Genomic DNA, 12,092 nt, shown 5'->3' on the forward strand with positions numbered 1-12,092 from the left:
CTTAAAAATGGGCAATTATTCATCAGTCAAAAACTCAATTATAAGTCATGGTGTTTTTATAATGGGAATTATGGGCAATATGTTGCCATTTTTTATTTTGAGAGATTATTTCATGGAAGCAATGCGTGTTTCAATGGGAAATGATTATGTTAATGTCATTGCCCCATTCCTTAACAATGGAGTTTTAATAATCCTATTTATCTTAACATTCATTGCAGGTGTTGCAAGCGCATATCTTGGAAAAATCGTACTCAAAAAACACTTTGAAAAAGCAGGTATAGCTTAGGTGTAATTATGGGATTAGAACTAAATTTTAACCTAGATCCAAGAACTAAAATTATTATTCTGGTTATTTTAAGTTTTATGGTTTTTAATGATGTGTCACTATACATTAGTGGAATTCTAGTTTTAATTCCATTTATCTGTTTATTATTTTCAAATCATAAAAAATCTGCATTAATATATATTGTAGTTTATGTGCTGGCAAAATATATTCAAATTTATATTCTCCCTACTGCAACAGGACTGACTGCAATAATACTGATTACATTTAGTTATACCCTCTCTAGAATGATGCCTATTCTTATGATGGGATATTATACTATAACAACCACAAAAGTTAGTGAATTCATTTCATCTATGGAAAAAAGCAATATCCCTAGAGATATCATTATTCCTGTTTCCGTTGTTTTTAGATATATCCCATCAGTTTTTGAAGAGATAAAATCAATTACTGATGCGATGAAGATGAGGGGTTTTGGATTGAATATTAAATCATTGAAAAACCCTTTAAAACTAATTGAATTTTACATGATTCCAATTTTAATTAGTGCTGTTAAAACTGCAGATGAACTGTCGGCCGCTTCCTTAACAAGAGGACTTAGTAATCCAGAACCTAGAACTCATTTGCTTGAAGTCAAATTAACCAAATTAGACTACACGCTTTTGGCAATAACATTCATCGGTTTCGGAATATATGCCTATAACTTTTTAAGAGGTGTTTTAATTGCTTAAAATGGAAAATGTTTCATTTTCATACGAAAACAATAGAAATGTTCAAAATCTAACGGACATAAATTTAAATATTAAAAAAGGAGAGGTCATTCTGCTTTGTGGTGAGTCAGGTTGTGGAAAAACAACGCTCGCACGTTTTTTGAATGGGCTTATTCCAAATTTCTTTGATGGCAAACGTGAAGGAAACGTTTATTTGGGCAGTGATTTAATCAGTGAAATGCCCATATATGAAATTTCAAAACATATTGGGTCCGTTTTTCAAAATCCAAAAACTCAATTCTTCAATGTTGATACGACAAGCGAACTGGTTTTTGGATGTGAAAATTTATCCATGAGTGTTGATGAAATTGAAAAAAGGTTAGACAGTGTAGTCAATGATTTTAATATTATTAACTTAATTGATAAAAACATTTTCAAATTATCTGGTGGTGAAAAACAAAAAATAGCTTGTGCATCAGTATCAGCAGTCGGTCCGGACGTTTTGGTTTTGGATGAACCGTCATCTAACTTGGATTCTAAATCAAGTTGGGACATGGAACATATAATTAAAAAATGGAAAATGCAAGGAAAAACTGTGATTATAGCTGAACATAAGCTATTCTTTTTGAATGAAGTTGTCGATAGGGCAATATTTGTTAAAGATGGGAGAATTACAAAAAAGTGGTCAATTGATGAGTTTAGGAATATAAATCATAGAGATTTTGGATTAAGGCAATTAAATCTAGATAATCTTGAATTAAAAAGAAAGGAATATTATTCTGATAATCAAGAATTTTTAGAACTTAAAAACTTCAAATTCAACTATGGTAAAACTCAGGTTTTAGATATTGACAACGTTAAAATTCCAAAAAATGAGATTATAGCCATCATCGGTAAGAACGGTGCTGGAAAATCAACATTTGCCAATTGCATATGCGGTCTTAAAAAATCATGTAAGGGCGAATTAATTTTTGATGGAAAAGCGTTGAAAAGAAAGGATAGGCTTAAAAAATCATATATGGTAATGCAGGATGTAAATCACCAACTGTTTACAGAAAGTGTTCTTGATGAAGTCTTATTGAGTATGGATGAAGAGGATGTGGAATTGGCTGAAGGCATTCTTGAAAATCTTAATCTGATTCATCTAAAGGACGCTCATCCGATGGCATTGTCCGGTGGTGAAAAGCAAAGAGTGGCAATTGCATCTGCTATAGCTTCCAAAAAGGAAATATTGATTTTTGATGAACCTACAAGCGGCCTTGATTTGAAAAACATGATGAAAGTGTCTGAAAACCTAAGGTATCTGCAAAGCTTGGGAATCACTTCATTTATCATAACACATGATTTTGAACTGATTTGTGAGGCATGTTCCCACATCATGCATTTCGATGATGGCAAAATCATTGACAACTATAAGATTGATGAAAATAAGCTGAAAGATTTCTTCTTAAGATGTTAAACTTAACTTTAATAAAATTTAGGTATACCTAAATATTTATAGTATAAAAACATATTATGATTATGGATGAAAATCATTTGCCAACTTTTGGTGTAGGACCATATTTAGTTTTGATAATTGGAATCTTAACAATAACTTCCTCCATTTTTTCATACTACCATATAATTCCAGTTTATAAAATAAACGAATTAAATATGGTCTTTTTAATTTTTGGGATAATATTAATAATTTCTGGAATCGCTTTTTGGATTCAAGCGGTTCTAATCTCAAAAATTGACCGGGAAGTTGAAAACAATAAATTGGTTACAACTGGAATATATGCTTATGTACGTCACCCAATATATGCCGCATTTTTCTATATTGCAATAGGATTAATATTGATTTCACAAAATATCATTTTATTTATCTTACCGGTGATTTTTTGGGCATTTTTAACAGTTGCAATGATAAAAACTGAAGAAAAATGGTTAATTGACAAATTTGGTAAGGATTATATAGATTACTCAAAAAATGTTAACAGATTCTTTCCGAAGGTGATTTGATGGGATTTTTTGACAATATGAGAAAACCAAAAGGAAAATTAGGAAATATACAATTAAAATCAATGAATAAAGAGCACACTCCTGTTTCACTATGGGGATTAAAACATCTGGACATAAAACCGGATGACATAGTCTTGGACATAGGTTGTGGCGGTGGAATAAACATAAACAGAATGGCCAAAAAAGCAAAAATGGTATACGGCGTTGATTACAGTATCGAAAGTGTGAATCTATCCCGAGAAGTAAACCGCCAAGAAATATATGACGGTAAAGTCAAGGTTCTTGAAGGCAATGTCGCAAAGTTACCTTTTGAGGATAACACTTTTGATATAGTGACAGCTTTCGAAACCGTTTATTTCTGGCCGGATATTGAAAAATGCTTCGGTGAAGTTAAACGGGTACTGAAACCTGGAGGAACCTTTTTAATTGGAATGGAGTCAAACGGATCAGATAATCTCATCATGAAATTCTGGAAACAATTTATTGACATGGAATTATACACTGATGAAGAAATCAGCTCATTTTTACGAAATAACAATTATAGTGAAATTACTGCTTACATACGAGACGGGAGAAAGAAACAAGAGATTATTAAATCCAATGGAATAAAAAATAGAGTAAACGATGATTATAGTAATGTATCATTTTCAGATAAGTTCATTGACTGGGTAACCGTCGTTGCAAGAAAGTGATAATATGAGTGATTATGAAGGCGTTGAAGATACACTGTTCATTCCTCTAACTGCCAGAGTTAACATCTCTAAAATGTTTCCGGAGTATTTTCATGACAAGAAAGCTTTGGAGATGGAGAATCTGGTTAAAGATAAGCAGATTGAGAAAAAATCTTCCCAATATACAATGATGGCATCAGTTGCCCGGTCCTATAATATGGACCAAATGACTCAGGAATACATCGACAAACATGACAAATGCAATATTGTCAATTTGGGTGCCGGGCTTGAAACATCATATTTCAGAATAGATAGAAAAAATGCCCATTATTTCGAAGTTGACCTACCTGACGTGATTGAACTTAGGAAAACTTACATAGGTGTTGGAGAAAATGAAAAGTTCATAAAAGGAGATTTATTTAAACTTGATTGGTGCAATGAATTAGACACCACTCTTCCAACATTGATGATAGTTTCAGGAGTGTTCCAATACTTCCATGAAGAAGAGATACTTGAATTTATCAGAAATGCAAAAGACATCTTTGAAAATGCCGAACTAATATTTGATGCCACCAACAAATTTGGAATCAGATATTCAAATATCTATGTTAAGAGAACCGGGAACAAATCTGCGTTGATGTATTTTTACATTGAAAATCCAAGGGAATTTTCAAAAAAAGCAAACTGTCAGTTAATTGAGTGTAGAGGATTTTATAAGGACGCACTTAAAATGTTATCCGATAAATTAAGTTTATATACAAAAATTTCAATGAAAATAGCTGATAAGAGAAATAATGCGATGATTTTGCATTTAAGATTATGAAAATATACTGATTGATTAAAATTAAGGAGGCTTTAAATTTGAGACACCGTGGAGGATCATCTTCAATCGGACTTGCGATTGGAAAATTACTTTTTTCAGAACTTTTAAACGCAAAGCACAAATCCCGATGGCGCATAGGAAATAATATTGGCCAATGCAATTTGTGCGGGAAATGTGAGCTGATTTGCAGTACGAATGCAATAACAGTAAACAGATGCAACAAAACTTGGACATTAAACAATATGAGGTGCAATCAATGCCTGAGGTGCATTATGTCATGTCCTGTTCATTGCTTGACACAGGTCAGATTATGAACGTGAATATCCAAAAAACATCATACGTCCACGTTACCAAATTCATAAAAATTAGAAAATACGAACATTTCGTATAAAACGTATGATATAGTTCGCAACATTATCAATTTTCAGTAAATCTCAACATATTTATTTTTAAATAATTATGTGGTTTAAAGAGTAAATAATGTTATGCTGTAACCAGTTCAGATTCAATAGCAGGAATACCATTTAAATTAGTTGTGATTCTATTCATTCCAAAAGTTTGTGTTTTATTATGGACCGGAACTGCTAATTTGACTTTTAAATTTATAGCTTCTTCAGTGATTATTGATTGAATAGTAATTTTAGTTAAATTATTAAAATGACTTTTATCCAGATTGAATATTTTAGATGCATTTAGAAATTCAAATGCAACAGGTTTACCTTCTTTATCAATATCTAGAATCACATCATTGTCTAATTCAAGTGAAACTTCATAATCATAATCATCAACACAATATATGAATAATGAGTCCCCTTGACGGTCATAATCATATACTACTTTGTTATTCATTTTCTCACCCTTTGATTTCTATAAGTTTCCATAACAGTTACAAATTTCACATCTTCATTATCATTTATACCTATCACTAATGATATATCTTTTGTAGGTCTCTCATTGTGTTCAAAGTATAATCTAAATTTATTGTAATCTTGTTTGATAATCCCCATTAATGGATTGTGCAGGAATGTTTCAAAGATTAAGGTAAAATCTCCGATTCTTTGAATATTCCTAACATCAAAATGTTTAGTATCAGGCATGGACGATTCATCACATGAATTAATTATTTCAATTGCCTCTTCAATAGAATAATCTCTCATTTTTAAAACCTTTATTTTATATTTTAAAAAATTTAATTCAATATTATTTTAAATTACAAATTTTATAAGCTTTTTGTTTAAAATAAATACAATATTATAAATTTAAAGTAATTTTACAAAAGTAGAGCAATTTTTATAAAAGCATAGAACACATGAAATAGTTCAGATACTTATCGATTTTTAATCACTAAAAACTCTTTAATTTATATAAAACCCAAAAATAACACGAACATTTCGTATAAAACTTATAAAAAAGTTCCGATGCTTATCAAAATCAGGCCCTAAAACTCCAATATTGAATTATTTTTTGGATGATTATAAAATTTTTTAACTTTAATTTAATGATGTATTATTTTGATAAAAAATATTTAAAAAAGAAAATGATTAGAAGTTTTATTCTATTGTGATGCATTCGTTAGGACAAATATCGACACAGGTTTCGCAGTAACTACATTCATCAGGGTCATTGATGGTTAATTTGCCATCTTCAAGAATTAAAACTTCCATAGGACAAACGTCAGTGCAGTCTCCGCAATTGTCACATTTATCAGTATCTATTGTAATGTCAGCCATTTTTTAACCTCCAATTTAGCATGCTCTATATCCACAGCATTTTTCAGGGTCATGCGGGATGTTTGGGTCATGATGGTCGGGATATGGTTTTCCGCATGTCAATGGTCCTCTTCCACGGGCAGAACCGCAGCATCCTCCCATCCTTTTGTTGTGATTCAATATTGAATCGATGTCTAAACCTTTCACTTCACCAACATATTCTATTGTTTCACTATGGCATCTTGGACATATATGGTGTTCGCCATTCAATGTTATCCAATTGAAGCCGCATTCTTTGCAAACATATTCTAGATTATCAGCCATCTTAAATCATCTCCATCTTTAAATGTTGCATAATCCTCTTCCCTGCAGTGATGAACCACATTCAGGGCATGTTTTGGTCCTGCATGGAATGCCTCTAATTTTTGGTTCTGTGTATCCGCAATTAGGGCAACTGCATGTGTCATTTGACATTCTGTTTCTATTATTAGCATTCAATTTGCGAATGTTTGTTGATTTGCAGTCTGGGCATTCCTCATATTCTTTTTCTGGATTTGACCATTGAAAACCACAATCTTCGCATAAGTATTTATTTGGATCAATCATTGTATCACCTTTTACAACAACTATTGGTCGGCCTTCAATTAGAGAAACAGCTAGTTTATGCCTTGCAGAGTTTAGAATTCTGTGGAATGTTGACTGTGAGATTCCCATGAATTCAGCAGATTCCGTTTGCTTTATATCATGATAGTCTTTGAATCTGATTGCTTCAAACTCATCTACAGACAGCTCTATCGGTTTTAGATTTTTTTTCAACTCATGCCTGTGACATGTAACTACTCTTCTCATTCTTTTAGGTCTTACCATAATGTTCTCCCCAAATGTATCTTCAGGTATTATGAATATATATTCATAACTCATATATAAATGTTACAGTCACATTAGAAATAGCCAATGTTAATATTTTAAAAAAGTTATTTTTTCATTATTTTTTTGAATTCGAACATTTCCTGACCGGCCATAGGATGATTTTCATCCCAATCCTCGTCCGGATTTTTTCCATTATAAAATTCAACTATCTGAAATCCCAATCTGTTAACATAAAAATGAATATTCCTTTTGTCAAAGTATGGTGTGCATGTTTCCCATATTTCTGTATCAGGATATAAAGCTTCAATTTCGCTCCAAATTCTTTGTCCAATACCTTTGTTTTGACTGTGAACATTAACGAACAAGAAATCCAATTGGTTGTGTTGCGTTGTTTCATTTATTTCAACAACCGCCCCACCAAGTATCTCATGATTATCCTTCAGTACATAAGCATGGCAGTTTTCTTTGTTCAAGCATTCATCAATGTCTTTTTCAGGCAATATTAATTCATCGCTTTTACCAAAAACCTCTTCATAACCCAATTGAAATGATTCCTGCATTAATCTTTTAAATTCAGCTAAATCTTTATCCTGCAATTTAATTAACGCCATAATTAAGTCTATTGTAATATCATCTAAATAATCATTTCCACTTTACAAAATATTTGAAATTGTTATTATACTTACGATTTTTCAACACTAAAAATCTTATAAAGAAAACCTCAAAAAACACGAACAATTCGTATAAAACGTATGATATAGTTCGAATACTTATCGATTTGCCCACTAAAACTCAAATATATAATTAATAGAAAGAAAAATTTAAAAAATTAGATATTGGAAGCAAAAATAACTAATTATCCAATGATTCATCAGCATATTTAAATTTACTTCTTGAAAACAACCAGACAATCAATGCCGCAACAGAAACCGCACTAGCTGCCATCATTACATATGACCATCCCCCCAATGACCATAAAAGAGATGCAAGAGCACTTCCGACAGCCCCAAATATAAAGTTATTCACAACAAAAACCGTATTCAGTCTGCTGCGCTCACCCTGAGATAAGTTAAACAATCTTGTCTGGGTCAAGACGCTTACTCCCTGAACTGCAACTGAAAGTACCGCTGCAACAATCACAATGGCAACTATTGAATCACTGAATGCAAAGCCGCACACCATACTAACAAGGCAAACCACAATGAACGCTCCGAGCGCAGGTATGCTCAAGCCTTTGTCCTGCAATTTTCCGATTCCCACACCAAATACTGCCGCTGCAAGACCTGCCAGACTTACAATCCCAATTTGGAACGTGTTATAGTTAAATGGATCTGCGGACAGAAGAAATGTTAAGGAAGTCCAGAATATGTTGAAAATCAAACCGAATATCAGTCCTGAGTGCAGTAATATGTTCGGCAAGGACCTATGATTTTTAAAGGTGGTGAAAACACTTGCCAAAAGTTTCCCATATGATTTAAATTTGTTTTTTGCAGGAATTTCCGGCAATACATAAATCATTACCAAAACCATGACCAGATTCAAAGCGGCCGCTATAACATAAACGGATCTCCATCCCCAAAATCCTGCAATGATGCCACTTGCAAACCTTGAAAAGAGGATACCGGTTGTTATTCCGGATGATACAATTCCAACGATGTGGCCACGTTCATCCTCACGGCTCAAATCCCCTGCAAGAGGCAATATGATTTGACCGGAAATTGTTACAATCCCCATACTGAAGAGTGACAGCGACAATATGATAAATGAAGGAGATATGACACAGGAGACCAAAGCCAATACGGACAGAACCATTACAATAGCTATCATACGTTTTCTTCGAACAAAATCGCCCAAAGGCAAAATAAAGAGAATTCCCATCGCATAGCCTATTTGGGTTGCAGTAACCAGAAGTCCCCCATTTGCTGCGGGAAGACCGAAACCATCCATTATCTGGACAAGCAACGGCTGGGCCCAGTACAGATTACCTATTGCAAGACCTGAACATATCGCAAACAGTATCGCCAGGAATTTAGTCATGACTATCTCATTATCATTCATATTATCGCACCAATTAAAATTTTCTAATCAAATATTTAAAAAATAGGGTATTTAAAGATAAAGTGGCATCAATGACATCTAAAAAACTTAATATTAAAACATATATAACAATAAACATGACTTTAAATCCAAAAAAACTTGCATATTACGAAAAAAAGTATGAACGAAACCCACTGGAAGACACTCTCAAATTCATGAGCAACAAATGGACACTGCATGTTTTAAGAGACCTATTTTTAGGAAAAAGCCATTTCAATGAATTTAAAGTCAACAGACCCTCACTGGACAACAAGGCACTGTCAAGATGCCTTAAGACAATGCAGGATAATGGCCTTATTTACAAGACAAATGAGGGCAATGATCCAAAAAATACCCAATATTTCCTAACCAAAAAGGGAAGGTCACTGAATAAGGTATTCTATGAACTGTTACTGTTTGCTCTTGAAACGGATGTCGACAACGAACATTATTCGGAATATGAAAAAAAAGAATTGAAAGAAATGTATAAGGAAATATTGGATTTAAAATGAAAAGAATGAATTTTTAAAAATCCATCTATTCCTGATTACTTAAAAGAACACCACCGACTCCAACATTGTCAAATTTCCTTTCGTTGAACAGCACATATATCATTTCTATCGGAAGGCCTGTGACTCTTGAAGCGGATTCGCTGAATTCTTTTGCTAAAATTTCTTTTTGCTCTTTTGTTAATTCTCCTATATCAAAACTTATAACTGGCATATTATCACCAATTGAAAATTAAATTTTTCTAAATAAAAAGTTAATGTGGCATGAAAGCCACTTAATTAATAACTATACCCTCTTGAAAAAGCCACTATAATAACGAACTATTCGTATAAAACTTATAAAAAAGTTCCTTTGACCTTTGCACTACTGAAAACACAAACCAATTATTACGTGCATAAATTTTAATGTTAAACAACATAAAATAATGTAAGGTGTTTTAATGAGCGAATATAATTTGGAAATTCTTACTTTTATTATGTTTGGAATGGTAACATTTTCAGCTGTTTTTTATAATGGTTTAAGTTTAGTCCAAAAGATGATGTTAGTTTATATGTTTCTTTTCACCCTCCATGAATGGGAAGAAACACGCTTTCCGGGAGGATTTGCAAAATTAATGTTAAAATTCTTCAAGCTCAAAGCAACACCTAATAAGATACACGCTGCACATATTCCAGTTACTATTCTATTAATCATAATCACATTTGTACCTTTTTTTACCCAATATACTCTATTGGCATTAGTTCCTGTTTATCTGGGATTATTTGAAACATTTATACATATAATAGGCATCAAACTTCATAAAATGGAAAAGCCTTACACTCCAGGTTTAATCACAGCAATGTGTCTTGGACTAACATCAATAATTTCATTGCTAAACCTTTCCAACAATAACCTCCTTCAAAGCTGGGACTATGTATGGGGAATATTAATAATGTTTTTATGTTTTGGTGCAATGCAAAGAACTGTCATTGCAATTTATGGCCTAGGATACAAAGATTTAATTGCAAATTTAAAAAATAATCAATAAAATTAATAAATAGCACTAGTATTAGTTATTGATGTAATCTTAGCATTAATTCACAAAAAATACAAAATGTTCGTATAAAACTTATAAAAAAGTTCCGATACTTATCGATTTCAAGCACTGAAACTCTGATACAGAATTTGTTTTGTAGTTATAATTAAATTTTTTGACACTGTTAAAAATTTAAAAATACTATTGTTTGATAGTGTAATATTGCTCTCACTTCATAAAATTGCTCTAACTTTGTAAAATTGCTTTAATTTCAAACAAAAACTATATTTACTTCCTAATTTAATATAATAATAATTAATTTATCCTTAATTAAGTTAAAGGAGGTAATGTTATGGATGAAAAGTATGCTATAAAATTATTTGAAGAGTATAAAATAAGAACCAAATGGGATCCTGAAATCGAAGATTACTATTATTCAGTAATAGACGTTATTGCGGTTCTTACAGAAAGTAAAAATCCTAGAAGGTATTGGTCTGACTTAAAAAGAAAACTTAAAAAAGAAGGAAGTCAGTTGTACGAAAATATCGTACAACTTAAAATGAAATCAACAGACGATAAATTTTATAAAACTGATGCTGCTAACACTAAACAATTATTAAGAATCGTACAATCAGTCCCTTCACCAAAAGCAGAACCATTCAAACAATGGTTAGCCCAAATAGGTAAAGAAAGACTTGAAGAAATAGCAGATCCCGAAATTGCCATGCAAAGGGCGATCAATACCTACCGCCAAAAAGGTTACTCCGAAGAATGGATAACCCAAAGAATGAGAACTATTGAAACCAGAAAGGAACTAACCGCCGAATGGAATAGGGTCGGGGTCAACGAAGGAATTGAATATGCAATTCTAACTGATGATATATCCAAAGCATGGTCTGGAATGTCAACAAAAGAATACAAGCAACACAAAGGACTTAAAAAAGAAGGCCTAAGAGACAACATGACAAACATGGAATTAATATTAAACATGCTGGCAGAAGCATCAACAACTGAAATCAGTAAAGTTGAAAATCCCGATGGTTTTGAGGAAAGCCGTGATGTTGCAAAACGTGGTGGGAACATTGCAGGAAATGCAAGAAAAGAACTTGAAGCAGTAACCGGCAAATCTGTAATTAGTAAGAAGAATTCTAAAAATCCTGAATTATTGGATGAATAATTAATTCATCTACTTTTTGTTTTTTGATAAATACAAGTATTTTTCATACATTTAACTATTTTTGAAAAAGAACCACAATCCACCTAAAATATAAGGATAAAAATACGAATAATTCGTATAAAACTTATAAAAAAGTTCCGATAATTACTCTTTTTCAGCACTGAAACTCTGATGAAAAATTTGTTTTGTAGTTATTGATAACCCTTTTGAAACAAATGAAGATATTAAAATTAAATCATCAAATACT

Annotated in this window: 18 protein-coding genes; 10 read left to right on the forward strand and 8 right to left on the reverse strand. The window is 32.1% G+C overall.

Annotation, left to right across the window (positions count from 1 at the left end; all coding sequences use genetic code 11):
• The 7 genes from ACJMLH_RS06980 to ACJMLH_RS07010 form a co-directional block, all read left to right on the forward strand.
• The coding region (locus ACJMLH_RS06980; protein ID WP_405276111.1) for an MptD family putative ECF transporter S component at positions 1–286 on the forward strand (286 nt) is incomplete at its 5' end.
• Between the two features lie 8 nt (positions 287–294).
• The gene (locus ACJMLH_RS06985; protein ID WP_405276113.1) at positions 295–1,014 is read left to right on the forward strand and encodes an energy-coupling factor transporter transmembrane component T; all 720 of its coding nucleotides are present in this window, start codon (positions 295–297) and stop codon (positions 1,012–1,014) included.
• Positions 1,007–2,452, forward strand: a complete 1,446-nt coding sequence (locus ACJMLH_RS06990) for an ABC transporter ATP-binding protein (protein ID WP_405276115.1) — start codon at positions 1,007–1,009, stop codon at positions 2,450–2,452. The genes ACJMLH_RS06985 and ACJMLH_RS06990 overlap by 8 nt, the downstream gene beginning before the upstream one ends.
• A 56-nt stretch (positions 2,453–2,508) precedes the next feature.
• The gene (locus tag ACJMLH_RS06995; RefSeq protein ID WP_405276117.1) at positions 2,509–2,994 is read left to right on the forward strand and encodes a methyltransferase family protein; all 486 of its coding nucleotides are present in this window, start codon (positions 2,509–2,511) and stop codon (positions 2,992–2,994) included.
• Complete coding sequence (locus tag ACJMLH_RS07000; RefSeq protein WP_405276119.1) at positions 2,994–3,686, forward strand: class I SAM-dependent methyltransferase; 693 nt, start codon at positions 2,994–2,996, stop codon at positions 3,684–3,686. The genes ACJMLH_RS06995 and ACJMLH_RS07000 overlap by 1 nt, the downstream gene beginning before the upstream one ends.
• Before the next feature lie 4 nt (positions 3,687–3,690).
• The gene (locus tag ACJMLH_RS07005; protein ID WP_405276121.1) at positions 3,691–4,488 is read left to right on the forward strand and encodes a class I SAM-dependent methyltransferase; all 798 of its coding nucleotides are present in this window, start codon (positions 3,691–3,693) and stop codon (positions 4,486–4,488) included.
• 38 nt (positions 4,489–4,526) lie between these two features.
• Positions 4,527–4,802, forward strand: a complete 276-nt coding sequence (locus ACJMLH_RS07010; RefSeq protein ID WP_405276123.1) for a 4Fe-4S dicluster domain-containing protein — start codon at positions 4,527–4,529, stop codon at positions 4,800–4,802.
• Positions 4,803–4,971: 169 nt separating this feature from the next.
• On the opposite strand, the gene ACJMLH_RS07015 is transcribed toward ACJMLH_RS07010, so the two are convergent.
• The 7 genes from ACJMLH_RS07015 to ACJMLH_RS07045 form a co-directional block, all read right to left on the reverse strand.
• A complete protein-coding gene (locus ACJMLH_RS07015; protein WP_405276125.1) occupies positions 4,972–5,337 on the reverse strand; it encodes a DUF2283 domain-containing protein in 366 nt (121 codons plus the stop codon).
• Positions 5,334–5,645, reverse strand: coding sequence for a hypothetical protein (locus ACJMLH_RS07020; protein WP_405276127.1), 312 nt, complete (start codon positions 5,643–5,645; stop codon positions 5,334–5,336). The genes ACJMLH_RS07015 and ACJMLH_RS07020 overlap by 4 nt, the downstream gene beginning before the upstream one ends.
• Before the next feature lie 393 nt (positions 5,646–6,038).
• Positions 6,039–6,218: a 4Fe-4S binding protein gene (locus ACJMLH_RS07025; RefSeq protein WP_405276129.1), complete on the reverse strand. Its 180-nt coding sequence runs from the start codon at positions 6,216–6,218 to the stop codon at positions 6,039–6,041.
• A gap of 15 nt (positions 6,219–6,233) precedes the next feature.
• Positions 6,234–6,521, reverse strand: coding sequence for a DNA-binding protein (locus ACJMLH_RS07030; protein ID WP_405276131.1), 288 nt, complete (start codon positions 6,519–6,521; stop codon positions 6,234–6,236).
• Positions 6,522–6,539: 18 nt separating this feature from the next.
• A complete protein-coding gene (locus ACJMLH_RS07035; RefSeq protein ID WP_405276133.1) occupies positions 6,540–7,064 on the reverse strand; it encodes a DUF134 domain-containing protein in 525 nt (174 codons plus the stop codon).
• Positions 7,065–7,171: 107 nt separating this feature from the next.
• On the reverse strand, positions 7,172–7,678 hold the full coding sequence (locus ACJMLH_RS07040) for a GNAT family N-acetyltransferase (protein ID WP_405276135.1): 507 nt from the start codon (positions 7,676–7,678) through the stop codon (positions 7,172–7,174).
• A 241-nt stretch (positions 7,679–7,919) separates the two neighbouring features.
• Entirely contained in the window at positions 7,920–9,125 is a 1,206-nt protein-coding gene (locus tag ACJMLH_RS07045) for an MFS transporter (RefSeq protein WP_405276137.1), read from the reverse strand.
• A gap of 71 nt (positions 9,126–9,196) precedes the next feature.
• Here ACJMLH_RS07045 and ACJMLH_RS07050 point away from each other — a divergent pair, with 71 nt between their 5' ends.
• Positions 9,197–9,655, forward strand: a complete 459-nt coding sequence (locus ACJMLH_RS07050; protein ID WP_116592878.1) for a helix-turn-helix domain-containing protein — start codon at positions 9,197–9,199, stop codon at positions 9,653–9,655.
• Between the two features lie 25 nt (positions 9,656–9,680).
• On the opposite strand, the gene dmpI is transcribed toward ACJMLH_RS07050, so the two are convergent.
• Positions 9,681–9,866: a 4-oxalocrotonate tautomerase DmpI gene (gene dmpI / locus ACJMLH_RS07055; protein WP_058738979.1), complete on the reverse strand. Its 186-nt coding sequence runs from the start codon at positions 9,864–9,866 to the stop codon at positions 9,681–9,683.
• A 226-nt stretch (positions 9,867–10,092) separates the two neighbouring features.
• Between dmpI and ACJMLH_RS07060 the strand changes: the two genes are divergently transcribed.
• Both ACJMLH_RS07060 and ACJMLH_RS07065 read left to right on the forward strand, forming a co-directional pair.
• On the forward strand, positions 10,093–10,680 hold the full coding sequence (locus ACJMLH_RS07060; protein ID WP_405276139.1) for an HXXEE domain-containing protein: 588 nt from the start codon (positions 10,093–10,095) through the stop codon (positions 10,678–10,680).
• Positions 10,681–11,020: 340 nt separating this feature from the next.
• The gene (locus ACJMLH_RS07065) at positions 11,021–11,845 is read left to right on the forward strand and encodes a BRO family protein (protein ID WP_303739419.1); all 825 of its coding nucleotides are present in this window, start codon (positions 11,021–11,023) and stop codon (positions 11,843–11,845) included.
• Positions 11,846–12,092 lie beyond the last annotated feature (247 nt).

Origin of the sequence: Methanobrevibacter sp., from assembly GCF_045116495.1 — an archaeon.
Lineage (GTDB): Archaea > Methanobacteriota > Methanobacteria > Methanobacteriales > Methanobacteriaceae > Methanocatella.